This is a genomic window from Pantoea sp. GbtcB22 (assembly GCF_019091025.1).
GTDB classification, from domain to species: domain Bacteria; phylum Pseudomonadota; class Gammaproteobacteria; order Enterobacterales; family Enterobacteriaceae; genus Pantoea; species Pantoea leporis.
Genome location: NZ_JAGXKB010000006.1, coordinates 95746 through 119265 on the forward strand (window position 1 = coordinate 95746; position 23520 = coordinate 119265).

A 23520-nucleotide genomic window follows, 5' to 3' on the forward strand; every position below is an offset into this window, starting at 1 on the left:
CGGCCTCTCTCCTTTACGGGCTCGCGCCTCAGAGTTCGCTCTGCTTGTGGAAGCCGTCTTTGACTACCGTGCTTTCAATGTTGTCTTTGTTCACCGGAATAGGATTCAGCAGGCGCGATGGCACATCTTTCAGGCCATTATTCAGCTTGCTGTTGCTGGCGGGTTGTTTGTCGTCACCGAGTTCCACCGCGATTTTGGCTGCTTCAGTCGCCAGTTCGGTGATGGGTTTGTAAACCGTCATGGTTTGCGTGCCGTTCATAATGCGTTTGATGGCGGCGAGATCGGCATCCTGGCCGGAGATCGCGACTTTGCCGGAAAGTCCCTGCGCGCTTAATGCCTGAATCGCACCGCCTGCGGTGGCATCATTCGACGCCACAACGGCATCAATGTGGTTGCTGTTTGCGGTTAAGGCGTTCTCCATTATTTTCAGCGCATTTTCCGGCAGCCACGCATCAACCCACTGATCGCCGACCACTTTAATGCTGCCATTATCAATATAAGGTTTTAACACTTTCATCTGACCGGCACGGAACAGGCGCGCGTTATTATCCACCGGCGAGCCACCCATCAGAAAGTAATTACCTTTTGGTACTTGCTTCACAATACTTTCGGCCTGTAATTCGCCCACTTTCTCATTATCGAATGAGATATAAAAATCAATATCGGCGTTATTTATCATGCGGTCATACGCCAACACTTTAATGCCTTCACGTTTCGCTTCTGCCACCACGTTACTTAAAACCTGGCCGTTATAAGGAATGATGACCAATACATCGACGCCACGATTAATCATATTTTCAATTTGCGACATCTGCGTTTCTTCGTTGCCGTTGGCCGATTGCACAAACACTTTGGCGCCCAGTGATTCGGCTTGTTTAACAAAGATATCGCGATCTTTTTGCCAGCGTTCCAGACGTAAATCATCAATAGCCATACCGATTTTGACTTCTTTAGCGCTACCCGCGTGACTAAACAGGGCCAGAGCCGCGCAGGCGGCCAACAGTGATTTTTTCATGTTCATGGTATTAATCCTGTAGGTTGAGGCTGTTGTCGTTGTAAGGCTGATAACCAGGCCGATGAATTGTTGCCCTGAGTTTCAGATGACATCAATTACTGATTTTTATCCGGCTATTACGTTTTTTGGTTTATTTGCGATTTTATGAGCGCGATCGATATTTCAACGCTTTCAGAAAAAACGACGTGAGAGAGGCTGAATGAAAATAACGACATTATTTTGCGAGCTGGCGCACAAATAATAATTATCTTACGTTGAGTGTTAAATATCGTAATTGAGCAGCAGTAAATTACATCATCACAATAACCGCTCAAAGCTGACCATTCGGGTCCTCATGCTAAGGAGCTAACTATGCACGCCTATTTCGACCAGCTTGATCGCGTTCGTTATGAAGGGAGTAATACCCGCAATCCTCTGGCGTTTCGTCATTACAACCCGGACGAGGTGATTCTCGGTAAAACCATGGCGGAGCATCTGCGCTTTGCAGCCTGTTACTGGCATACCTTCTGCTGGAACGGCGCGGATATGTTTGGCGTTGGCGCGTTTGATCGTCCGTGGCAGAAGCCGGGTGATGCGCTTGAGCTGGCGAAGCAAAAGGCCGATGTCGCCTTTGAGTTCTTCCATAAACTGAATGTGCCTTATTACTGCTTCCACGATGTGGATGTCTCACCGGAAGGGGATTCGCTGAAAAGCTATCGTGAAAACTTCGCGGTGATGACCGATAAATTACTGGAAAAACAGCAGGAAACCGGCGTGAAACTGCTGTGGGGAACCGCCAACTGCTTTACCCATCCGCGTTACGGTGCGGGTGCGGCGACCAATCCGGATCCGGAAATTTTTGCCTGGGCCGCCAGCCAGGTGTGCAGCGCCATGCAGGCCACGCAAACTCTGGGCGGCGAGAACTATGTGCTGTGGGGCGGGCGTGAAGGGTATGAAACCCTGCTGAATACCGACCTGCGTCAGGAGCGCGAGCAGATTGGCCGGTTTATGCAGATGGTGGTGGAGCACAAACATAAGATCGGTTTCCACGGCATGTTGCTGATTGAACCCAAGCCACAGGAGCCGACGAAACATCAGTATGACTATGATGTCGCGACAGTTTATGGCTTCCTGAAGCAGTTCGGGCTGGAGAAAGAGATCAAAGTGAATGTGGAAGCCAACCATGCGACGCTGGCGGGTCACTCTTTCCATCATGAGATCGCAACGGCCATCGCGCTGGGCATTTTCGGCTCGGTGGATGCTAACCGCGGCGATATGCAGTGTGGCTGGGATACCGACCAGTTCCCGGTCAGCGTGGAAGAGAATGCGCTGGTGCTGTACGAAATCATCAAAGCGGGCGGATTCACCACCGGCGGCTTAAACTTTGATGCCAAAGTCCGCCGTCAGAGCACCGATAAATATGACCTGTTCTACGGCCATATCGGCGCGATGGATACCATGGCGCTGGCGTTAAAAGTCGCGGCCCGTATGGTGGCGGATGGCGAGCTGGATAAGCGTGTGGCGCAGCGCTACAGCGGCTGGAACGGCGAGTTCGGACAGCAGATCCTGAAGGGAGAATTTTCCCTTGCCGCGCTGGCGGAACAGGCGCAGCAACAGCAATTTAATCCACAGCATCGTAGTGGACGCCAGGAACAGCTGGAGAATCTGGTGAATCACTACTTGTTTGATTTTTAACTTTTCAGGAGCGCAGCATGGTTATCGGCATCGATTTAGGCACCTCCGGCGTGAAAGTGGTATTGCTGGATGCGCACGGCAAAGTGATTGCAGTGGAGAGTGCGCCGCTGGAGGTGTCGCGGCCGCAGCCGTTATGGAGCGAGCAAGATGCCGAAAGCTGGTGGCGGGCGACCGATCGTGCCATGCAGGCGCTGGCCCAGCAGCACGATCTCAGCGGCGTGAAGGCGATTGGCCTGAGCGGGCAGATGCACGGTGCCACCTTGCTGGATAGCGAGAGTCGGGTGCTGCGTCCGGCAATTTTATGGAATGACGGGCGCAGCGGCGAGCAGTGTCAGGAACTGGAGAAGCGCGTGCCGGATTCGCGTCGCATCACAGGCAATCTGATGATGCCCGGCTTTACCGCACCTAAGCTGCTGTGGGTAAAACAGCATGAGCCGCAGGTTTTTGCTCAGGTGGCTAAAGTGCTGCTGCCAAAGGATTATCTGCGCTTGCGCATGAGCGGTGAGTTCGCCAGCGACATGTCGGACGCGGCGGGAACGATGTGGCTGGATGTGGCGCAGCGCGACTGGAGCGATGAGATGCTCAACGCCTGCGATTTGCAACGCAGCCAGATGCCGCAACTGTTTGAAGGCAATCAGATCACCGGCACCTTGTTGCCAGATGTCGCCGCGCGTTGGGGCATGCAAAGTGTGCCGCTGGTGGCGGGCGGTGGCGATAACGCGGCGGGCGCGGTGGGTGTCGGCATGGTTGAGCCGGGACAAGGCATGCTGTCGCTCGGCACGTCGGGCGTCTATTTCCTGGTGAGCGACGGCTATCTCAGCAATCCACAGCGTGCGGTGCACAGCTTTTGCCACGCGCTTCCGCAGCGCTGGCATCTGATGTCGGTGATTCTCAGCGCGGCTTCCTGCCTCGATTGGGCGGCGGCGCTGACCGGCTGCGCCGATGTGCCGCAACTGCTAAGTGAGGCGGAAAAAGCGCGCAGCGATGTGCCGCCAGTGTGGTTCCTGCCCTATCTTTCTGGCGAGCGCACGCCGCATAACAATCCGCAGGCGCAGGGCGTGTTCTTTGGTTTAACGCATCAGCATGGCCGACCAGAACTGGCGCGCGCGGTGCTGGAAGGCGTGGGCTTCGCGCTGGCCGAAGGCATGGATGCGGTGCATGAGTGCGGCGTGCAGCCGAAAACCGTGATGCTGATTGGCGGCGGCGCGCGAAGTGCGTACTGGCGTCAGATGCTGGCGGATATCAGCGGGCAAACGCTGGATTATTGTCATGGCGGCGAAGTCGGTCCGGCGCTGGGTGCGGCGCGACTGGCGCAGCTGGCGGTTGATCCGGCGAGCGAATGGCCGTCGCTGGAACTGGCGCAGCGGCATCAACCGGATGCGGCGCGGCATCAGGCGTATCAGCCACAGCGCGAGGTGTTTGCGCGCTTGTATCAGCAGTTGCAGCCGTTGATGTCTTGATGTGGAGGAGTGATGGCTGGATTTGGCAGGGTGTTGGAGTTTTTATCGGGTATGATTGGGGTTTTGTGTTAAATGTAGTGGCCTGATTTGCCCTCACCCCAACCCTCTCCCGTAAACGGGAGAGGGAGTTATTAGCTCGATCGGTTCCCTCTCCCGCTTGCGGGAGAGGGCTAGGGTGAGGGGGAAAAACACCAAACCCAACCGGAGCTCACCATGCCGCAGTCCGTCTTCTTCCTCGTGCTTCCCGGCGTGATGGCGCTGGATCTCACTGGCCCCGCTGAAACCCTGCAGCTGGCCGACGGCCACTTCGCGCTGCACTACATCGGCCCGCAGCCGAGCGTGCTGTGCTCCACCGGTATGACCATCGCTGACATCGCGCCCTTGCCCGCGCAACTGCCGGAAAACAGCCTGCTGGTGGTGCCCGGCGTGCACGATTCGCGCGTCTGTTTCGACACCGAACCGGCCGCGATAGCGCGTGACTGGCTGCGCCAGCAGCAGACAGCGATTACCGATCAGCACATCACGCTGGTGTGCATCTGTTCTGGCGCATTACTCTCGGCGCAGGCGGGATTGCTGGATGGCATTCAATGCACTACGCATCACGATGTGTTACCGCGCCTGAAAGCAGCAGCACCGGCAGCGTTTGTAAAAGATAACCGGGTCTTCGTCGAAGATGGCGGCATCTGGACCAGCGCGGGCATTACCGCTGGCATCGATCTGGCGCTGCATCTCATCAATCGGCTATGCGGTGCGCCGCAGGCACTGAAAGTGGCGCGCGAAATGGTGGTGTGGTTCCGGCGTTCCGGCGACGATCCGCAGCTGTCGCCATGGCTGCGCTATCGCAATCACATGCATCCGGCGATTCATCGCGCGCAGGATGTAATGATTGCCCATCCCGAACACGATTGGTCGCTTACCGCACTGGCCGAGCGGGCGCATGTCAGCGAGCGTCATCTGACGCGCCTGTTCCGCCAGCATCTGGGCATCAGCGTGCGCGAATACCACGAACAGCTGCGCTTAGTGATTGCGCGGCAACGCCAGCAGCAGGGCGAAGCGGCGGAGAAAGCGGCGCTGGCCGCCGGATTCTCCTCGGCACGCCAGCTGCGCCGCGCGCACCAGCGCTGGGACGATCAGCTCACCAGATGACGCTTATCCACGCGTTGTAATCCCATCGCCAGCAGCAGGCTGCCGATCAGCGTCGCGCCCATCACCCATGGCAAATCGAGCCACGGGCGCGACATATCGTCGTAGTGATGGGTGCGCAGAAAGTGGATAAACAGCGCGTGAAAACCGTAGATTGGCAGTGAATAGCGGGAGAAGGTGGCGAGTCCCGGCAGGGCGCGCTGATTCAGCGTATTTTTGAACAAAATCAACAAGCTGATGGCGGCAATAAACACCAGCGGCCCGCAGTAGAGATACCAGGTATCGTTGAACGCGCCGTTGATTTTCAGCATCTGTTTGGTGCCGAGCGCAATGCCAATCACGCAGGCAACAAAGCCCAATCCCGCCAGCCAGCTGATGCTGCGCTTGTCGGTCTGCATACAGCCAATCGCACGTCCAAGTAGCGCATACAGCAGGTAGTAAATGCTGTCGCCGCTGACATACAGATTCACCGGCAGCCAGTGGAATGGCCCCAGCGATTGGCTCACGGTATTCGGATTCGCCAGCACCGCCAGCACGATCACCAGTATCGCGACATAGCGCGGTGCCACGCTTTTCACCTGAATCAGCGGGGATAACAGGTAGATGCCGATAATGGCGAAGAAGAACCACAGGTGATAGAACACCGGTTTTTGCAGCAGTTTGAGCAGCGACCGCCCTTCGCTGATCGGCGTCAGCCAGGTGATATAGGCCAGCGCCACCGCGCTGTAGAACAGCAGGCACAGCACGATGCGCAGCAGATGCCGCCCTTGTGCACTGCGTTCGCCGAAAAACAGATAGCCTGAAATCATAAAGAACAGCGGCACACAGACGCGTGACGCCGAGTTAAGCAGGTTCGCCACATCCCAGCTCAGGCCTGTCACCGCCATCGGTCCGGTGATGTACCAGGTTGTGGTGTGAATGACGATCACCATCAGGCAGGCAACCGCACGTAAGTTGTCGATCCAGTAAATTTTTTGCTGCATGGCACCCTCTTGCATTCGCTGCGAAGAAGGGTAGCCAGTGAGCCGCGCGCCAACAACCTTTTGCGTTGTAATTCAGATCACTCTGTTACAGGTCGCCATAAATGGCGACCTGGTTAATCACGCACCAAAAACTTCTCGATCACCGCTTCGTCGGGTTCAACGCCGAGGCCCGGCTCGCTCGGCAGCCACGCGTATCCGTCGGCGATGCGCACCGGATTCTTCGCCAGCGAGCGGCTGATCTCGCCCGGCTCGACGCAATACTCCATCACCAGCGCATTCTCAATCGCGCACAAGAAATGCAGCGAGGCGGCGGTATTTATGTCGGTGGTGAAGTTGTGGTTGCACACTTTGCGTCCACGGCTGTGCGCGTAGCTGGCGATCTCCATTGCCTGCGTAAAGCCGGTGCGCGTCAGGTCGATCTGCACGATATCGATGCCGCCTTCATCTATCAGGCGCTGGAAACCCGTTACCGAACACTCTTGCTCACCGGCGGCGATATGCTGCTGGCAGGCGGCGGAAACCTGGCCGTAACCGGCGTAGTTATCGGGATGCAGCGGCTCTTCAATCCAGAACAGATTGAGGTGTTCATAGCGCTGGCTGCGGCGAATGGTGGTTTTGGCATCCCACACGTGGCCGACATCCAGCATCAGATCCACATCGTCGCCCATCGCTTTACGCAGGGCGTCGAGATAGCGCAGATCCAGCGCTTCGTCAGTGCCAAACGGCTCCCAGCCAAACTTCACGCCGCTATGGCCGGTATCCATCGCATGCTGCGCGCGCGCGACCGTCTCTTCCACGCTGAACTGGAACATGTTGGAGGAGTAAACGCGCATTTTGTCGCGCATGGCGCCGCCCAGCAGTTCAACAATCGGCTTGCCGAGTGCTTTACCTTTGATGTCCCACAAGGCGATGTCGATGCCGGCCATCGCCTGTAGTACCGCGCCGCTGCGGCCGTAATAGAGGGTGGCTTTGTGCATCTTCTTCCATAAACGGCCGGTTTCCAGCGGGTTTTCGCCGATTAACAGCGACTTCAGGCCGGTGACCATGGTGTGCGAATAGGGCGCTTCAATGATGGCTTTGGTGACATACGGGCTGCCATCCACTTCGCCCCAGCCGGTGATGCCGGCATCGGTGGTGATTTTGATCAGCAGCGCATCCTGAGAGCTGTCGGTGCGCTGCTCAATCACTGGCAGGCGCAGGTAAAACGCCTCAACGTTAATGATTTTCATGGTGTTTTCCCTGGTGTAAAGGCAAGGCGAAATTAGCCGAGAGCGGAACGGTGCTGTCGGCGCTGTGTTATCAGGGTTTCGTAATCCACGTCCAGCGCCTGAATGCGGATATGGTTCTCAACCTCGTCGGTCATTTTGGCGATGTCGCCATCGGCAAAGACATTAATCAGCCGCTGATGCTCCTCAATGATGTCGCTCATCGATTTGCCCATGGTGGAGAGACCGAAAATCACCGTCAGCTGACGGGCAATCGACTCCCACAAATTGCTCAGCACCGGGTTGTGCGCGAAGCTGCACAGCGTGCGGTGGAAATCGGTATCGGCGGAGGCAAAACCGTAAACGTTATCGCTTTGCATCATCGCCTGCATCTGCGCCACGCCCTGATAGAGCTGATTAAGCTGCTCAGCGCTGTTGCGTCCGGCCTCAATCGCCCGACGACAGGCCAGCGTCTCCAGCGGGATGCGCACATCGATAATCTGCTCCAGCCGCTGATGCGAAATCTCCATCAGGCGGATACCTTTATACGGCTCGCTGGTGACAATGCCCTGGCTCTCCAGAATGCGCAGCGCTTCGCGGATCGGCACGCGGCTCATACCGAGTTTCGCCACCAGTTCGGGTTCTGCGATGCGATCGCCGGGCAGGATCAGGCCGCGCGAGGCGGCGCTGAGAATGGCATCCACGGCGTGATCGACCAGCGTGCGCGGACGCGCGCTATTCCAGCTGTTATCGGTGGCCGCGTCCTGCGCCAGCGGGGCGCTGTTTTTACGACGAGCGGTAGAGGATTTTCCTGCCATGTTATTTGTCCTGTTTAAACCTGTCGGGTCACGAACTGACCGAAGCCGGGTTCAACCTGCATCTGGTCATCCTGGAATACCGTGACGCCACGAATCAATGTGCGCACCACTCTACCCTGACAGCGCATCCCTTCAAATGCGCTCCACTTGCCGAGTCCCTGAAAATTGGCGCCGCGCACCGTCCAGCTTTGGCTGGCGTCGTAGAACACCAAATCGGCGTCGAAGCCGGGCGCAATCGCCCCTTTTTTGCCCCACAGCTGGAAGGCTTTGGCCGGGCCGCTGGCGGTCATGCGCGCAAACTCGCTGAGCGCCACGCCACGTTCAATATGGGCCGCGCTGAAGAACATCGGGCTGAGGGTTTCCACGCCGGTGAGGCCCATGCCCGCCTCCCAGATGCTGGCTTCACCCGCCTGTTTTTGTGCGGGCGTGTACGGACAATGGTCAGAGGCGATCATGTCGATATCGCCGCGCAGCAGCACCTGCCACAGCGCATCCACCACCGGACGCGGGCGGATCGGTGGGCCGCAGCGCGCGTTGGGGCCGATGCGCACCAAATCGTCTTCGTCGAGCAGTAAATAGTGCGGACAGGTTTCGAAGCTGGCGCGTACGCGGGTTTTGGCAGCGACAATGGTTTCCGCCGCGCGCGCCGAGCTGACGTGCACGATATGGCAGCGCGCGCCAGTCTCTTCGGCAATCGCTAACACGCGTCCCACCGCTTCGATCTCGGCAATTTCCGGCCCCGCCAGCGCATGAGCGCGCGCATCTTTGCGTCCGGCGCGGCGCTGTTCGCTGCTGGCACCGATCAAAATCTCGTGATTCTCAGCGTGCACGCCAATCAGCCCGTCGAACGTGGCCAACTCGCGCATGGCGCGCAGCAGGCCGTCATCGTCGAGACGCGGCAAACCTTTCTCGTCGGTGGCGTCGCCGTTGGGTGCGCCGCTGCACAGGAAAGCTTTGAAGGCCAGCGCACCGGCCTGATTCAGCGCCGCCAGTTCATGCACGTTATTTCCATCTAACCCAGCCCACAGGGCGTAATCCACCGAGCAGTTGTCTGCCAGCCAGCTTTTTTTGGCGCTGAAGTTAGCCAGCGATGTGGCCGGTGGCAGAGAATGCGGCATCTCGACGATGGTGGTAACGCCGTGCGCCGCCGCACCGCGTGTGCCTTCACGCAGCTCCTGTTCGGGAAAATCGTGCGAGCCGGTGAAATGGGTATGCGCGTCAATCGCGCCGGGCACGATGATCAAGCCACGTGCATCGATCACCTCGTCAACGCCGTGCGTGATGGCGTTAGGCGATAACACGCCACTGATCTTGCCGTTTTCGATCAGCAGATCGGCCAGTTCCGCGCGGGTTTCTGTCACCACCAAACCATTAATAATCAGCTGTTTCATCATTCTGCTCCTGCCTGCGTCACCAGCGCCGCATACGGCACCGGCTGTGAAGAGTCGAGCCAGCCGATAGCAGTTAACAGCTGGCTGAAATGCGTAAACTCAGCGCGCGGAATCACGCCATCTGGCGCAAACACGCCGGCCTGTTGATAGGCCGCGAGGCCGCGCACCAGCGCCTCGCGCGGATAATCGGGGTAAAACGCCTGCACCTGTTGCGCCAGCGCAGTGGCGTCATGGTTGGCGATCCACGTCAGCGCCTGGGCAATGGCGCGGGAGAAGGCGGCGAAAGCGGTGGCTTTCTCCTGCAATACATCGGTGCGGGCGATGTAGGCGCTCCAGGGTACGTGGCCGCACACGCTGGCGAGGCTGCTGATGTTGTGGAGTTGTCCGGCGGCGATGGCGGGCGCCAGCATATGCATGGCGTGCAGCGCATAATCCGCTGCCCCTTGGGCCACGACGGTGAAATCCCGCGCCTGATCGCCGCTGCCGGCGATCAGCTCAACGTCATCCTGCAAACCGTGACGCGCCAGCAGCCAGCGGAACGTCAGCGTGGCGGTGCCGACATTACCGACATCCAGCACACGTTTGCCGCGCAGATCGCTGAGCTGAAAATCGGGCTGCGCCTGCGCCGCCGCAAGAAACCACGGATTGGCCGCCACCGAGGCGCAGAAACACTGCAACTCTGCACCGTGCTGCTGAAAATGCTTCATCACCACCATCGGGCCGCCCAGCGTGAGATCGGCGTCGCGATTCAGCACTGCGGGAACCTGGCCGCCTTGTACCGTATGCCCGCCTGATTCGCTGGTGGTGAAGATCACCTGCAGCTGCTCTGCGGCGAACAGGCCGAGGCTGTGCGCCAGATAGTGCGCGCAGTAATAGATGCGGGATTCGCTGGCATCGCCTTGGTTGAAAATCAGTGTCTGCATCAGTGGCGCTCCTCGGTGATAAAGCTGCCGTTCAGCGCCGCCATATCGCTGACGCCGCACCAATGACTAATGGCCGTAACTTCATTGATCCAGCCGGAAAGCAGATCGAACACCGCGCTCTCGCCACCGGCGACTAAAGCACTGATGATCGGGCGCACGCTGAGCGACAGCGACGCGCCAAGACAGCGCGCCACCACCGCATCGCTGCCGCAGCGTACGCCGCCATCCAGCAGCAGCGGCAGCCGCGTCACCGCTTGCAAATCGGGCAGCTGATCGACCGGCGTAGCCCAGCGCGCGCTCTGGCGCAGGCCGATGTTTGAGGCAATCACTCCGCTGACGCCGTGCTGCGCGGCCTGCGCCGCATCGTCATGATGCAGAATGCCTTTTAGCCACAGCGGAAGCTGGCGATCGGCGCAGTGCGCCGCCACCTCATCAATCTCCTGCCAGCGCCACACCGGGAAAGCCGGCAGCGGCGCAACACCCGGCTGCGTGCCGCCGATGGTGTGCCAGCCGCGCTGTTTCAGGGCGTCGCCGATAGAGAAGCCGCCGGGCTGTAACCCGGCCACCGGATGCACCGGCGCCAGCACCGTGAGCACGATATTTTTAAATCCGGCCTGCGCGGCCTGGTCGATCAAGGCGTTGATGCGGCCGACATCGCCCGCCGCGCGCAGTTGCAGCCAGCAGCGGTCGTATTCGGCACCAATCTGCTCCAGCGTTGTGACGCTCTCTTCGGAGATCACCAGCGGCAGTTGCAGACGTTTGCAGGCGCGCGCAATCGGCAGCACCCCTTCTTCATGGAAAATACGGTCACCGGCAAACGCGCCGACGCCAATCGGCGCGGACCAGTTTTGCTGGTGCAGGGAAATCTGCGTGTCGATGCTTTCATTGCCCTGCAGCACGCGCGGTAACAGACGAAAGCGGCGCAGCGCCTGCTGATTGGCATCGGGTTCATTACCCAGCGCATCGGCCGGTTGGCCCTGCATATAGCGGAACAGCGCATCGCCGAGGCGCTCGCGTGCCGTGAGTTCAAAGCGCGTTGGCATGTGGCGCCTCCGCAGCATTTTCATGTTCAAGGAAGGTGGCAAAAGCCGGCGTTTGCGGATTTTGCAGAATCGTCGGCGGGCCTTCTTCAATCAGCGCGCCATCCTGCAGGAACACTACCCGATCGGCAACGCCCGCCGCAAACGCGATGTCGTGGGTGCTGATGATCATGGTGATGCCGGTCTGCGCCAGGCTGCGCATGGTTTGGTTCACTTCGCGCACCAGTTCGGGATCGAGCGCGGAAGTCGGTTCATCAAATAGCAGAATTTGCGGTTCTGCCGCCAGCGCGCGCGCAATGCCGACGCGCTGTTTCTGTCCGCCAGAGAGTTCGTGCGGCAGCGAGGCGGCGAAATCACCGAGTCCTACCATTTTCAACGCGCGCATCGCTTTGCCGCGCGCGATTTCCGGCTGTGCGCCCTGCACGCGCAGCAGAATGCTCATCACGTTTTCCAGCGCGGTAAGATGATCAAACAACGCGAAGTGCTGGAACACGATGCCAATGCCCGACTTGGCGCGGTTGACCGGCAGATGTCGCGGCGCCAGTGCGCGACCGTTTTCGTCGCTGCCCATGAAGTGGCCTTCGGTCTGAATGGTGCCGCTGCTGCGTGGCGTCAGCGCCAGAATCGATTTCAGCAGCGTACTTTTGCCCGAACCGGAGCGACCAAGCAGCACCACCACTTCGCCGCGACGGACGGTTAACGACAGCGATTTCAGTACCGCTTTACCGGCGTAGTCGACGCACAGCTGATTCACTTCCAGCACCGGCGCGGCGGTTTGCGTATCCCAGCGCCGTTTTGGTAGCTGCATCGGCATCACTTCCGCTTCCGGCGGCAGTTTCGCCAGGCGCGCGCGCGCCCGACGCGCACGTTCATCAAGGTTGTAGAACTTCTCCAGCCACCACTGACCGCCCGCCAGCAGCGTGGAAAGAATCAGGTAGATGCCGCCCGAGGCGACCAGCACCGGAATAAACAGGAAGTTTTGCGACACAATCGCCTGGCCGCGCATCGTTAGCTCGTTGACGCCCACCACCGAAGCCAGCGAGGTGGATTTCAGCAGGCCGACGGTTTCATTGCCCATGGTGGGCAGAATGGCGCGCAGCGCCTGCGGGATCACCACGTGAATCATCTCTTTGCTGCGCGAATAACCGAACGCCTGCGCCGCCATGCTTTGATCGCGATCGGTCGCCATAATGCCGCCGCGAATGATTTCGGCGCAGAAGGCGGTTTCGTTGATCATCAGGGCGATAAGCGCGCTGGTGAATGGGCTCAAACGCAGACCAAATTCCGGCAGCACGTTGTACAGCAAAATCAGCTGCAGCAGCACCGGCGTGCCGCGCAGCGTATAGATGTAGATTTTCACCGGCACGCGAATAAATCCGTGCTTTGAGCTGCTGGCTAACGCCAGGAAAAAGCCAATCACAATGCCGCCCGCCAGCGCGCCAATCAGCAGCTGCACGGCGATAACAGCGCCTTCCCACAAGTAGGGGAAAGTCAGGTACTTAAGAAAATCATCCAAGGCGTTATCCTCCTCAACGCCTCGGATTAGTCACCGAGGCGGCTGAGTTTATGCATTAACCACGCGCAACCACTGGACGCTCGGCAGCGCTGCCCTGGCCCCAGTAATCCAGCAGTTTTTTCTGTGCACCGCTCGCCTGAATCACCTTCATCGCGTCCAGCACCGCCGCGCGCAGCGTGGCGTTGTCTTTGGCGATCGGGAAGCCCACCATGATCGGCAGATCCACGGTGAAGCCGCTTTGCAGCGATTTGTCCGCTTTGGCGATAGCAACGGCGGAACCGGCTTCGGTCAGATAGACGTCCGCGCGACCGCTTTTCACCGCCTGAATGCTGTTGTCGGTGTTCTGCACCATCAACATGCTGACTTCGGGCTTACCGGCGGCGCTGCATTTGGCGCTTTGTTCCGGCACCAGTTTGTTGGCTTCGTACGAACCCGCAGCGGCGGCGACGGTTTTGCCGCACAGATCATCGACGCTGTTGATTTTCTTCGGGTTGCCCTGTGCCAGCACCGAACCATCCTGCACCTGCATCGAGGCGACGAAGGCGATCTGCTTCATGCGTTCTTCGGTGACGTACAGCATCGGACCGATATCCGCGCGTCCGCTGGCGATCGAGGTGAGCAGCACGTTGAACGAGCCACTTTGGTAACTGTGTTTCGCGCCGATGCAGCTGCTGATGCGCTCGAACAGGGAAGGATCGAGTCCTTCAATGATGCTGGGATCTTTTTCCGATGGCGCTTCAAAGCCTTTGGTGTAGCCGCCGAGGCCGACGACCAGATCTTTGCCTTTCAGCGAGGGATATTTGGTTTGCAGTGCTTTGCACTGCGCCATCGCCGCGAAGTCGCTGGCGGCAGGCGTGATGGGATCGGTGCTGGCTGCGTGGGCGCTGGAGATGCCCGCCAGTAAGCTGCCGCTGAGACCAGATATTAACAAAGCAGTGCGTGCAAATTTCATAATAAGGTTCCCCTGATGCTGGTGAATGAGAAAGCGATGACCTTGTGATTTATGAACGTCTTTGGTGCTTTTTTAGGTGGTCGCCATGAATGGCGGCCCTACGGAAATATCGGGGGTTAATAACCTCGTGCCGGATCAACCTGATTACGCAGCGGTTGTCCGTGGCGGAAGCGCCCCAGGTTATCGATAAACACGTCAAGGCAACCGGCGAGGTAGGCGCTGTGATCGTCAAGGCTGCAGTGCGGTGTCATCACCACGCCAGGCGTGTACCACAGCGGGTCGTCGGCCGGTAGCGGCTCTTGCGGATAGACATCCAGCACCGCGCCGGCCAGTTCGCCTACGTTGAGTTTTTCGCGCATCGCGCTGTAATCAAATACATCAGCGCGGCCAACAATCACGATGCCAGCGCGTACGGGCAGCAGATTGAGACGGCGGCGATCGAACAGATTGCGGGTTTGTGGCGTCAGCGGCAGCGTCGACACCACCACATCCACCTGCGGCAACACCTCGTCTAGCGCATCAATGCGGATGCAGCGCGCCACGTTGGCATCGCACTGGCCGCTGCGCGTCACGCCAATCACGCGATAGCCTTGCGCCGTCAGCAGAGTTGCCGCTGCGGCGCCAATGCCGCCCACGCCCAGCAGCAGCACGATTTTGCCGCGTGCGCAGCCGCCAAAGGTCGGACGCCACACACGCTGCGCCTGATCCTGCAGAAAACCGGGAATGCCGAAGTTGAACATCAGCGCCGCCATCAAAATGAACTCGGCACCTTTATCGCCGTGTACGCCAGAAGCATTGGTGAGCGTCACGCCCGGCGGCCAGTGCGCCAGCCACTGCTCAACGCCAGCGGACATCACCTGCACCCAACCCAGACGCGGCGTGCTGAACTGATCGAGCGCCAGCTTACGGCCGCTCCACAGAATGTCGCAGCGGGCGAGAAAGTCGGCGGTCTGCGCCGGATCGCGGTTTTCGCTCAGCGTGAAGTGGCTGCGCAACGGCGGATGCGCGTCGAGCTGCAGTTGCAGCTGCTCGACAGAGAGATGAAGTGCGCGCGGTGCGCTGGCGTCGTTCTCGATATGAATATGCATCAGCGCATCGCCGTCACTTCCATCTCGACCAGCAGGTCAGGATGGTTGAGTTGAATGCCCACGGTGGCGCGCGCCGGGAAGGGGAACCGAAAGAATTCACTGTAAGCGGCATTCATCGCGCTGAACGTGCTGAGATCGGTCAGGTAAACAGTGACGCGGACCACGTTGTCGAAGGTCATATTCGCTTCGCTCAGCAGATCGCCGACGTTTTTCAACACCTGACGCGTCTGGCTGGCGATGTCGTTGCCCATAATCTCGCCGCTGTAGGGATCAATCGCCACCTGGCCGGAAATGAACAACATCGGTTCGTGCAGCACGGCGGCGGAGAGCGGCGCAGGCCCCATTGGGCGGTCGCTGGCGTTCATGCCGGGATAACTCAACGCAATCTTCATGGTGAAATCTCAAGCAAAACTGTTTCACCGCAATTTCGTATACGATTATACGAGTGTCAACGCGCGATTTTTAACCATTGGGTCAAAAAGGTGATATTCATCACGTAATAGGATTTGCTGATATATCGATCAAGATTATGATATGTAAGATTTTAATGAAAATTTTATGTTGAGTGCTCGCGATGAGTGTAAATCGTATACGATTTTCTTATTGTTCTGTTTTTGCCCGCTAAACCTTGCCGTAATCGCCTGCGCACTGGCCTGGATTTCCGGCTGCACAATCCGCGGTCAAAGGGTATACTGGCGCACTCTTTTTTTAACCGATCCGTATCGCGTGCGAATTCAACATGCAAAAGTTTGATACCAAGACCTTTCAGGGCCTGATCCTGACCTTGCAGGATTACTGGGCGCGTCAAGGCTGCACCATTGTCCAACCGTTGGACATGGAAGTGGGCGCCGGCACCTCACACCCGATGACCTGTCTGCGTGCCTTAGGCCCAGAGCCGATGGCGACCGCTTACGTGCAGCCATCTCGTCGTCCAACCGATGGACGTTACGGTGAAAACCCGAACCGTTTACAGCACTATTACCAGTTCCAGGTGGTGATTAAGCCCAACCCGGACAACCTTCAGGAGCTGTACCTTGGATCGCTGAAAGAGCTGGGTATGGATCCCACCATCCACGACATTCGCTTTGTCGAAGACAACTGGGAAAACCCAACGCTGGGCGCGTGGGGACTCGGTTGGGAAGTGTGGCTGAACGGCATGGAAGTGACGCAGTTCACTTACTTCCAGCAGGTTGGCGGCCTCGAGTGTAAGCCAGTAACCGGCGAGATCACCTACGGCTTGGAGCGTCTGGCGATGTACATTCAGGGCGTAGACAGCGTTTACGATCTGGTGTGGAGCGACGGTCCGTTCGGTAAAACCACCTACGGCGAAGTGTTCCATCAGAACGAAGTGGAGCAGTCGACCTATAACTTCGAATACGCTGACGTTGACTTCCTTTTCACCTGCTTCGAGCAGTATGAGAAAGAAGCGCAGCAGCTGCTGGCGCTGGAAAAACCGCTGCCGCTGCCGGCTTACGAGCGCATTCTGAAAGCGGCGCACAGCTTTAACCTGCTGGATGCCCGCAAAGCGATTTCGGTTACCGAACGCCAGCGTTATATCCTGCGTATCCGCACCCTGACGAAAGCCGTGGCGGAAGCCTATTATGCGTCCCGTGAGGCGCTTGGCTTCCCGATGTGCAATAAAAACAAGTAAGAGGCAGCCATGACCGATAAAACTTTCCTGGTGGAAATTGGCACCGAAGAGTTGCCTCCGAAAGCGCTGCGCAGTCTGGCGGAAGCCTTTGCTGCGCATTTCACTGCTGAACTTGATAGCGCCGGTCTGGCGCACGGCGAAGTGAGCTGGTTTGCTGCTCCGCGCCGTCTGGCGCTGAAAGTGGCCCAGCTGGCTGCCGCGCAGCCGGATCGCGAAGTTGAAAAACGTGGCCCGGCTATCGCCGCCGCGTTTGATGCCGATGGCAACGCCACCAAAGCGGCCGAAGGTTGGGCGCGTGGTAACGGCATCACCGTGGCGCAGGCTGAACGTCTGAGCACGGATAAAGGTGAATGGCTGGTGCATCGCGCTGCCATCACCGGCGAAAGCGCGCAGGCGCTGCTGCCCGCTATGGTGGCTACCGCGCTGAGCAAGCTGCCAATTCCTAAGCTGATGCGCTGGGGCGCGAGCGACGTGCAGTTTGTGCGTCCGGTGCACACCGTTACGCTGCTGCTCGGCGATGAGCTGATTCCCGCGAAGATTCTCGGTATTGAGTCCGATCGCGTGATTCGCGGTCATCGCTTTATGGGCGAGCCAGAATTCACCATCGACCACGCCGATCAATATCCGCAGCTGCTGCTGGAGCGCGGTAAAGTGGTGGCGGATTACGCCGCGCGTAAAGCCAAAATCAAAGCGGATGCGGAAGCGGCAGCGCAGAAAATTGGCGGCATCGCCGATCTGAGCGAAAGCCTGCTGGAAGAAGTGACCTCGCTGGTGGAGTGGCCGGTGGTGCTGACGGCGAAATTCGAAGAGAAGTTCCTCGCGGTGCCAGCTGAAGCGCTGGTTTACACCATGAAAGGTGACCAGAAGTACTTCCCGGTGTACGACGCGGCGGGCAAGCTGCTGCCGAATTTCATCTTCGTCACCAACATCGAATCCAAAGATCCACAGCAGATTATCGCCGGTAACGAGAAGGTGGTGCGCCCGCGTCTGGCGGATGCCGAGTTCTTCTTCAACACCGACCGCAAAAAGCGTCTGGAAGATAATCTGCCGCGTCTGGAAACCGTACTGTTCCAGAAAGAGCTGGGTACGCTGCGTGATAAAACCGATCGCATTCAGGCGCTGGCTGGCTGGATTGCCGCGCAGATTGGCGCTGATGTGAACCACGCTACCCGCGCGGGCTTGCTGTCGAAATGTGACCTGATGACCAACATGGTCTTCGAGTTCACCGACACCCAGGGCGTGATGGGCATGCACTACGCGCGCCACGATGGCGAAGCGGAAGATGTGGCGGTGGCGCTGAATGAGCAGTATCAGCCGCGCTTTGCCGGTGACGATCTGCCGTCAAATCCTGTGGCCTGCGCCGTGGCGATTGCCGACAAAATGGACACCCTCGCGGGTATCTTCGGTATCGGTCAGCATCCGAAAGGCGACAAAGATCCGTTCGCACTGCGCCGTGCTGCGCTGGGCGTGCTGCGTATCATCGTGGAGAAAAACCTGCCGCTCGATCTGCAAACGCTGACCGAAGAAGCGGTGCGTTTGTACGGCAGCAAGCTGAGCAACGCCAAAGTGGTCGATGAAGTGATCGACTTTATGCTGGGCCGTTTCCGTACCTGGTATCAGGAAGAGGGCCACAGCGTTGACACCATTCAGGCGGTGCTGGCGCGTCGTCCAACCCGTCCGGCTGATTTCGATGCGCGCATGAAGGCGGTTTCGCACTTCCGTACGCTGGAAGCGGCCGCCACGCTGGCTGCTGCCAACAAACGTGTGTCGAACATCCTGGCGAAATCGACCGAAACCCTGAACGACAGCGTGCAGGCTTCCCTGCTGAAAGAGAACGAAGAGATCCAACTGGCGACCTTCGTGACCGCGCTGGGCGACAAGCTGCAGCCGTACTTTGCAGAAGGTCGCTATCAGGATGCGCTGGTTGAACTGGCGCAGCTGCGTGAAGCGGTAGATAACTTCTTCGATAAAGTGATGGTGAACGCTGACGATCAGGCGGTGCGTATTAACCGTCTGACGCTGCTGGCACAGCTGCGCCAGCTGTTCCTGCAGGTGGCGGATATTTCACTGCTGCAGTAATTGGCGTGGTCGCCATGAATGGCGATGCTACAAAATAAAGGGGACGAGAGATCGTCCCTTTTTTGTTTTCAAAACTCGGCGCTAACGTCCTGCGAGTGGTGCAAGATACGCCCGATGAAAATTTCATCCACTTCAGCGCGGTAGATCACAATATGCTGTTCGAAAGGCAGCGAATAGATCTGCTGACCTAAATCCGGTCGTTTACGACCTAAATCAAACATGGAGAGTTTGTCGAAGAGCTGAGCGAATCTGGCGCTATAGTCATCAGCTAACTGCTCTCCATAATTCCAGTAGCCATAAATCCAGATCTTCATTAGATCTGCATCAGCTTCCGGTTTTATCGTGATGGTCCTTTTCATAAATGCCTACCCTGGCTTTTGCTCGTCTTAGAAAATCTTCATGATCCCACTCTTTTCCCGGGCCGCTTTCAAAGCCCTCTCTGACCAACTCTCTGAGCTTTTCCAGCTTTGATTCCGCCTGCTTCTCACGCAGCAAGCGTAGCGAGTCGCGCACCACTTCGCTTTGCGTACGGTAGTCGCCGGATTCAACCAGAGATTCAACAAACTCGCGCAGTTCATCGCCTAAATCGATCGTCATGGTACGTGCCATCATCGTTATCCAGTGTAAGAGTATTTCTTACATTCTGGCACTTTTTTGCGCAACAGGGAATGCGCGTTGCAGCGCAGTTACAGGCTGAACTGCGAGGCAACGCGAGAGATTTTAGGCAGATGATACGGGAAACAGGCGGTCGTCGCGCAACAGATGATCGTTACCACGGCGGCGGGTGAAGCCGCTGCGGTCGAAGAATTCCAGAATCTGTATCGCCACTTTGCGCCCGGTGCCAAGCTGGTTGCGGAAGTCGGCGGCGCTGGTGCTGCCCTCTTGCGCGGCACGGCTCCGAATCAGATCGGCGAAGATCTGGATCTGGTCGCTGCGATAGTAGCGATCGCGAACGATCGCGGTGATATGTCCGAGCCGCGCAGCAGTGAGCAGCAGCGAGCGAATCGCCTGTTCATCCTGCTGCAGCGCCAGCGCGATATCGCGCACCCACAGCGGCTGATCGCCAAACAGCGGGCCGACCTGCTGCCAAAGAGCTTCTTCCTGCGGATTAAAGCGCGGTTCGAAGTCGGGCAGATGCAGCCAGCCTTGTCGCTGTTGTAGCTGACCTTGCGCCAGCAGTTGATCAATCAGCGCTAACACCCATTCCGCAGGCTGATGCGGCATTGCCACACGACGCAAACGATCGTGGCCGATGCCCGGCACCTCGGGATGCTGCTGATGAAAATGCGCCAGTGATTCCAGCAGCTTTTGCCGCCATTGTGCTGCCTGCGCGGCACTCATTAGCGCGTTATCAAGCTGCACCGGCGCTGCATGCTTGATCAGTGCATCCAGCGCGGGCTCGGTAAGCTGGCGCGCCCACGCCAGGTCACGCCGTTCTGTCGGTTGATAGGCCAGATGCGCCTGCAGGCTGGCGTCATCATCTTGTGCGGCGGCCAGCTGCTGTAGCCAGGCAAGATACTCCGCCTGACGTTTGCCGCGCTTTTTACTGTTGAGCAGCAGCACGCGCGCGCCGCCCAGCGTGTGCTGTGCGTTGCTGTCGCGGATAATCAGCCGATCGTTTTCGGCCAGCCACAGCGGCTGATTCAGCACCAGTTCCGCGACATCATCCGCCAGCAGCGTAATGCGTCCAGTGACGTGGCTGGCGGCGTGGTGGAGATGAATCGGCTGCGACGCGCTCTTCAGCGGCTGCAGCAAGCGCAGCGCCACGGTTAAGCGCGTGGTGCCTTCCGCTCTGGCCTGTGACAGCAGCCAGTCGCCGCGCGCGATCTGCGCTTTTTCCACATCGCCGACGATATTCAATGCGATACGTTCACCGGCCTGCGCGCGCGTCACCGATTGGTTCTGCGCATGCAGCGCGCGCACGCGCAGCGGCAGATTCAGGCTGCTAAGCCAAAGAGTATCGCCGACGTTCACTTCGCCCGACAGCGCGGTGCCGGTGACCACCAATCCGCTGCCTTTCAGCGTGAAGGCGCGATCAATAGCGAGACGGAAACGGTAACGAGAGTCGAAGGCCGGTTCCGCCAGCGTGCTGAGATGCTGGCGCAGCGCGTCGATGCCTTGCTGGGTGTGGCTGCTGGTGACAAATTGCGGCACCGCCAGCCAGCCGAGTTGTTGCGTGAGCTGCGCCACCTGCCGCTGGACTTCCGCGATGCGCGTTTCATCCACGCGATCGGCTTTGGTCAGCGCCACGCTGAGCGGCGGCTGTCCGGCCAGGCTCAGCAACTGCAGATGTTCGCGGGTTTGCGGCATCACGCCATCGTCGCAGGCCACCACCAGCAGCGCATGATGAATGCCGCCAATGCCCGCCAGCATATTGGCGAGAAATTTCTCGTGGCCCGGCACATCAATAAAGCCGAGCACGCGACCATCCGGCTGCGGCCAGTACGCGTAGCCGAGATCGATGGTCATGCCGCGCCGTTTCTCTTCCGGCAGGCGATCGGCATCCACGCCGGTCAATGCCTGTAGCAGCGCGGTTTTGCCGTGATCGACGTGTCCAGCGGTGGCAATAATCATGACGCTAAGGCCTGAATCAGCGCGCTTTCATCATCAAGGCAGCGCAGATCCAGCCACAGTTTGCCTTCCTGGATGCGGCCAATCACCGGGCGCGCTAAGCTGCGCCAACGCTGTGACAAATTGACGAGCTGGCTACCGCGCCCATCGCGTGGCGTGAAGGTGAGGGCGAAACTGGGAAGGCGTTCAACCGGTAGCGATCCGCTGCCGATTTGGGATGAACAGGGCGCAATCGCCAGCGAAAAGTCATCTCGATAAATCTGTTGTAACGCGGGCAGCAATCGTTCAGCTTGTTGCTGAATATCCTGCGCTGGACGGGTGAGCAGCCGCAGCGTCGGCAGGGCTTCACGCAGCGTTTCCGGCTGACGATAGAGCTGTAGCGTGGCTTCCAGCGCCGCGAGCGTCATTTTGTCGACGCGCAGCGCGCGTTTCAGCGGATGCGACTGGAGCTGATCAATCAGCGTCTGCTTGCCGACGATAATCCCCGCCTGCGGACCGCCGAGCAGTTTGTCGCCGGAGAAACTTACCAGACTGACGCCTGCGGCGATCAGCTGCTGCGGCATCGGTTCAGCCGGCAGACCAAATTCGGTCATATCGATCAGCGATCCGCTGCCAAGGTCGGTGATCACCGGCAATTGATAAGCGTCACCCAGCTCAACCAGCTCTGCTTCCGTTACCGCATGGGTAAAGCCCTGAATCTGATAATTGCTGGTGTGCACCTTCATCAGCAGGCCGCTGTTTTCCGCGATGGCGGCGCGATAATCTTTCAGGTGCGTGCGGTTGGTGGTACCTACTTCCACCAGTTTGCAGCCCGCCTGGCGCATCACGTCAGGAATGCGGAAGGCGCCGCCAATTTCCACCAGCTCGCCGCGCGAGACAATCACTTCGCGCCCCGGCGCTAACGCGGCCAGCATCAATAACACGGCGGCGGCATTGTTGTTAACGATACAGGCCGCTTCCGCGCCGGTTAACTCGCACAGCAGCGCGCTAACCGCACGATCGCGGTGGCCGCGCGCCGCATCATCCAGCGCGTATTCCAGCGTGACCGGCTGACGCAGGCAATTCACCACCGCGTCGATAGCGCGATCGCTCAGCTGTGCGCGGCCAAGATTGGTGTGCAGCACGGTACCGGTGAGATTGAACACCGGACGCAGCGCACTTTGCTGCTGTTGCTGGCTGCGGCGCAGCGCTTCATCCGGCCAGTTCAGGTGCCACTCTGGCAAGGTTTGGTGCTGCTGAATATGGTCGCGCGCTTCCTGCTGCATGCTGCGCAGCTGGCGCGTGGCGAAGGCGGTTCCGTGATCGGCAAGCAGCGGCTGCAGCGCGGGATCGCGCAGCAGGCTGTCGATAGCAGGTAATTGGCTGTACAGGGTTTTCATCGGGTGACTTACAGAGAGGGCGGAACGGTGCGGGCAAAGCTTTCGCGCGCAAACAGGTTTTCGGCCAGCTTCACCAGCGCCGGGCGATTTACGCACCAGTTTGGCAGCACGCGGCGGAAGTTGAGGTAACCAATCATGCAGCCGGTGGCGATATCGGCCAGATTGAGCGTGCCGCTATTGAGCCATTCGCCTTGGGCGGCGGCGGTTTCTAGCGCATCGAGGCCGCGTTGGATTTTATCACGGTTGCGCAGCAGCACCTCTTCGGATTGCTGATCGCCGGGACGCATCTGCTCGCGCACGATCATCACCGCCGCATCGTTGATGCCGTCGGCCAGTTTTTCCAGCTGGCGGATGTGCAACGCATGCAGCGCATCATCGGGCAGCAGCGCAGGCGCATCGCCGCGCAGCTCAATGACTTGCGCGATGATCGAAGAGTCGAACCAGGTGAGCTGGTTGTCGTCAATCAGCGCCGGTACTTTGCCCAGCGGATTGTACTGCGGTACATCGCTGTCATCGATCCACGGAGAGTGATTAACGAATTCGAAAACCAGGCCTTTTTCCAGCAATATCACTGATATTTTGCGGACAAAAGGGCTGGTGTAGCTGCCAATCAGTTTCATCGTGCGCCTCCG

At 58.7% G+C, this 23520-nt stretch carries 21 protein-coding genes; 5 read left to right on the forward strand and 16 right to left on the reverse strand.

From position 1 onward, the window contains the following. Window positions 1–28: 28 nt before the first annotated feature. On the reverse strand, window positions 29–1021 hold the full coding sequence (xylF, locus tag KVT28_RS18175; RefSeq protein WP_101763858.1) for a D-xylose ABC transporter substrate-binding protein: 993 nt from the start codon (window positions 1019–1021) through the stop codon (window positions 29–31). A 345-nt stretch (window positions 1022–1366) separates the two neighbouring features. Here xylF and xylA point away from each other — a divergent pair, with 345 nt between their 5' ends. The 3 genes from xylA to KVT28_RS18190 all read left to right on the forward strand — a co-directional run bounded on the left by xylA (window position 1367) and on the right by KVT28_RS18190 (window position 5295). Next, window positions 1367–2689 carry a xylose isomerase gene (gene xylA, locus KVT28_RS18180; protein WP_061719300.1) on the forward strand — a complete coding sequence of 441 codons (1323 nt, stop codon included), beginning with the start codon at window positions 1367–1369 and terminating at the stop codon, window positions 2687–2689. Between the two features lie 17 nt (window positions 2690–2706). Beyond that, window positions 2707–4149, forward strand: coding sequence for a xylulokinase (gene xylB / locus KVT28_RS18185; protein WP_217549554.1), 1443 nt, complete (start codon window positions 2707–2709; stop codon window positions 4147–4149). A gap of 213 nt (window positions 4150–4362) precedes the next feature. Further along, on the forward strand, window positions 4363–5295 hold the full coding sequence (locus KVT28_RS18190) for a GlxA family transcriptional regulator (protein WP_217549556.1): 933 nt from the start codon (window positions 4363–4365) through the stop codon (window positions 5293–5295). Here the strand turns inward: KVT28_RS18190 and KVT28_RS18195 are convergent. The 10 genes from KVT28_RS18195 to KVT28_RS18240 all read right to left on the reverse strand — a co-directional run bounded on the left by KVT28_RS18195 (window position 5280) and on the right by KVT28_RS18240 (window position 15600). Next, window positions 5280–6275: an acyltransferase gene (locus KVT28_RS18195; protein WP_217549558.1), complete on the reverse strand. Its 996-nt coding sequence runs from the start codon at window positions 6273–6275 to the stop codon at window positions 5280–5282. The two genes, KVT28_RS18190 and KVT28_RS18195, sit on opposite strands and share 16 nt — an antisense overlap. Before the next feature lie 113 nt (window positions 6276–6388). Next, window positions 6389–7504 (reverse strand): mandelate racemase/muconate lactonizing enzyme family protein, encoded by a 1116-nt coding sequence (locus KVT28_RS18200; RefSeq protein ID WP_217549560.1) that lies wholly within the window; start codon window positions 7502–7504, stop codon window positions 6389–6391. Between the two features lie 32 nt (window positions 7505–7536). Continuing rightward, window positions 7537–8298, reverse strand: a complete 762-nt coding sequence (locus KVT28_RS18205; protein ID WP_210081047.1) for a GntR family transcriptional regulator — start codon at window positions 8296–8298, stop codon at window positions 7537–7539. A 14-nt stretch (window positions 8299–8312) separates the two neighbouring features. Beyond that, entirely contained in the window at window positions 8313–9689 is a 1377-nt protein-coding gene (locus tag KVT28_RS18210; protein WP_217549662.1) for a dihydroorotase family protein, read from the reverse strand. After that, a complete protein-coding gene (locus KVT28_RS18215) occupies window positions 9689–10612 on the reverse strand; it encodes an ABC transporter substrate-binding protein (protein WP_217549562.1) in 924 nt (307 codons plus the stop codon). Before KVT28_RS18215 ends, KVT28_RS18210 begins: the two co-directional genes overlap by 1 nt. Continuing rightward, window positions 10612–11655, reverse strand: coding sequence for an alpha-hydroxy acid oxidase (locus tag KVT28_RS18220; RefSeq protein ID WP_217549564.1), 1044 nt, complete (start codon window positions 11653–11655; stop codon window positions 10612–10614). Before KVT28_RS18220 ends, KVT28_RS18215 begins: the two co-directional genes overlap by 1 nt. Continuing rightward, window positions 11639–13168, reverse strand: a complete 1530-nt coding sequence (locus KVT28_RS18225) for an amino acid ABC transporter permease/ATP-binding protein (protein WP_217549566.1) — start codon at window positions 13166–13168, stop codon at window positions 11639–11641. Before KVT28_RS18225 ends, KVT28_RS18220 begins: the two co-directional genes overlap by 17 nt. A 55-nt stretch (window positions 13169–13223) precedes the next feature. Continuing rightward, a complete protein-coding gene (locus KVT28_RS18230; RefSeq protein WP_217549568.1) occupies window positions 13224–14120 on the reverse strand; it encodes a transporter substrate-binding domain-containing protein in 897 nt (298 codons plus the stop codon). A gap of 116 nt (window positions 14121–14236) precedes the next feature. Further along, window positions 14237–15208 carry a D-2-hydroxyacid dehydrogenase gene (locus KVT28_RS18235; protein ID WP_217549570.1) on the reverse strand — a complete coding sequence of 324 codons (972 nt, stop codon included), beginning with the start codon at window positions 15206–15208 and terminating at the stop codon, window positions 14237–14239. After that, window positions 15208–15600 carry a RidA family protein gene (locus KVT28_RS18240; protein ID WP_101763844.1) on the reverse strand — a complete coding sequence of 131 codons (393 nt, stop codon included), beginning with the start codon at window positions 15598–15600 and terminating at the stop codon, window positions 15208–15210. Before KVT28_RS18240 ends, KVT28_RS18235 begins: the two co-directional genes overlap by 1 nt. A 347-nt stretch (window positions 15601–15947) precedes the next feature. Between KVT28_RS18240 and glyQ the strand changes: the two genes are divergently transcribed. Both glyQ and glyS read left to right on the forward strand, forming a co-directional pair. Continuing rightward, entirely contained in the window at window positions 15948–16859 is a 912-nt protein-coding gene (glyQ, locus tag KVT28_RS18245; RefSeq protein ID WP_008105242.1) for a glycine--tRNA ligase subunit alpha, read from the forward strand. Window positions 16860–16868: 9 nt separating this feature from the next. Further along, window positions 16869–18938 carry a glycine--tRNA ligase subunit beta gene (gene glyS, locus KVT28_RS18250; RefSeq protein WP_101763843.1) on the forward strand — a complete coding sequence of 690 codons (2070 nt, stop codon included), beginning with the start codon at window positions 16869–16871 and terminating at the stop codon, window positions 18936–18938. Window positions 18939–19006: 68 nt separating this feature from the next. Here glyS and KVT28_RS18255 read toward each other — a convergent pair whose 3' ends face one another. From KVT28_RS18255 to KVT28_RS18275, 5 genes are all read right to left on the reverse strand, one after another. Further along, entirely contained in the window at window positions 19007–19297 is a 291-nt protein-coding gene (locus KVT28_RS18255; protein ID WP_217549573.1) for a type II toxin-antitoxin system RelE/ParE family toxin, read from the reverse strand. After that, window positions 19263–19547: a type II toxin-antitoxin system ParD family antitoxin gene (locus tag KVT28_RS18260; protein WP_061719305.1), complete on the reverse strand. Its 285-nt coding sequence runs from the start codon at window positions 19545–19547 to the stop codon at window positions 19263–19265. The genes KVT28_RS18255 and KVT28_RS18260 overlap by 35 nt, the downstream gene beginning before the upstream one ends. A gap of 111 nt (window positions 19548–19658) precedes the next feature. Continuing rightward, window positions 19659–21512 carry a selenocysteine-specific translation elongation factor gene (gene selB / locus KVT28_RS18265; RefSeq protein WP_217549575.1) on the reverse strand — a complete coding sequence of 618 codons (1854 nt, stop codon included), beginning with the start codon at window positions 21510–21512 and terminating at the stop codon, window positions 19659–19661. Beyond that, window positions 21509–22888, reverse strand: coding sequence for an L-seryl-tRNA(Sec) selenium transferase (gene selA / locus KVT28_RS18270; protein WP_217549577.1), 1380 nt, complete (start codon window positions 22886–22888; stop codon window positions 21509–21511). Before selA ends, selB begins: the two co-directional genes overlap by 4 nt. Window positions 22889–22896: 8 nt before the next feature. Then, window positions 22897–23508, reverse strand: a complete 612-nt coding sequence (locus tag KVT28_RS18275) for a glutathione S-transferase (protein WP_101763839.1) — start codon at window positions 23506–23508, stop codon at window positions 22897–22899. Window positions 23509–23520: the final 12 nt, after the last annotated feature.

Coding starts and splice junctions, on each gene's coding strand:
- xylF (WP_101763858.1), bottom strand. CDS start 1,021: ATGAACATGAAAAAATCACTGTTGGCCGCCTGCGCGGCTCTGGCCCTG.
- xylA (WP_061719300.1), top strand. CDS start 1,367: ATGCACGCCTATTTCGACCAGCTTGATCGCGTTCGTTATGAAGGGAGT.
- xylB (WP_217549554.1), top strand. CDS start 2,707: ATGGTTATCGGCATCGATTTAGGCACCTCCGGCGTGAAAGTGGTATTG.
- KVT28_RS18190 (WP_217549556.1), top strand. CDS start 4,363: ATGCCGCAGTCCGTCTTCTTCCTCGTGCTTCCCGGCGTGATGGCGCTG.
- KVT28_RS18195 (WP_217549558.1), bottom strand. CDS start 6,275: ATGCAGCAAAAAATTTACTGGATCGACAACTTACGTGCGGTTGCCTGC.
- KVT28_RS18200 (WP_217549560.1), bottom strand. CDS start 7,504: ATGAAAATCATTAACGTTGAGGCGTTTTACCTGCGCCTGCCAGTGATT.
- KVT28_RS18205 (WP_210081047.1), bottom strand. CDS start 8,298: ATGGCAGGAAAATCCTCTACCGCTCGTCGTAAAAACAGCGCCCCGCTG.
- KVT28_RS18210 (WP_217549662.1), bottom strand. CDS start 9,689: ATGAAACAGCTGATTATTAATGGTTTGGTGGTGACAGAAACCCGCGCG.
- KVT28_RS18215 (WP_217549562.1), bottom strand. CDS start 10,612: ATGCAGACACTGATTTTCAACCAAGGCGATGCCAGCGAATCCCGCATC.
- KVT28_RS18220 (WP_217549564.1), bottom strand. CDS start 11,655: ATGCCAACGCGCTTTGAACTCACGGCACGCGAGCGCCTCGGCGATGCG.
- KVT28_RS18230 (WP_217549568.1), bottom strand. CDS start 14,120: ATGAAATTTGCACGCACTGCTTTGTTAATATCTGGTCTCAGCGGCAGC.
- KVT28_RS18235 (WP_217549570.1), bottom strand. CDS start 15,208: ATGCATATTCATATCGAGAACGACGCCAGCGCACCGCGCGCACTTCAT.
- KVT28_RS18240 (WP_101763844.1), bottom strand. CDS start 15,600: ATGAAGATTGCGTTGAGTTATCCCGGCATGAACGCCAGCGACCGCCCA.
- glyQ (WP_008105242.1), top strand. CDS start 15,948: ATGCAAAAGTTTGATACCAAGACCTTTCAGGGCCTGATCCTGACCTTG.
- glyS (WP_101763843.1), top strand. CDS start 16,869: ATGACCGATAAAACTTTCCTGGTGGAAATTGGCACCGAAGAGTTGCCT.
- KVT28_RS18255 (WP_217549573.1), bottom strand. CDS start 19,297: ATGAAAAGGACCATCACGATAAAACCGGAAGCTGATGCAGATCTAATG.
- KVT28_RS18260 (WP_061719305.1), bottom strand. CDS start 19,547: ATGGCACGTACCATGACGATCGATTTAGGCGATGAACTGCGCGAGTTT.
- selB (WP_217549575.1), bottom strand. CDS start 21,512: ATGATTATTGCCACCGCTGGACACGTCGATCACGGCAAAACCGCGCTG.
- selA (WP_217549577.1), bottom strand. CDS start 22,888: ATGAAAACCCTGTACAGCCAATTACCTGCTATCGACAGCCTGCTGCGC.
- KVT28_RS18275 (WP_101763839.1), bottom strand. CDS start 23,508: ATGAAACTGATTGGCAGCTACACCAGCCCTTTTGTCCGCAAAATATCA.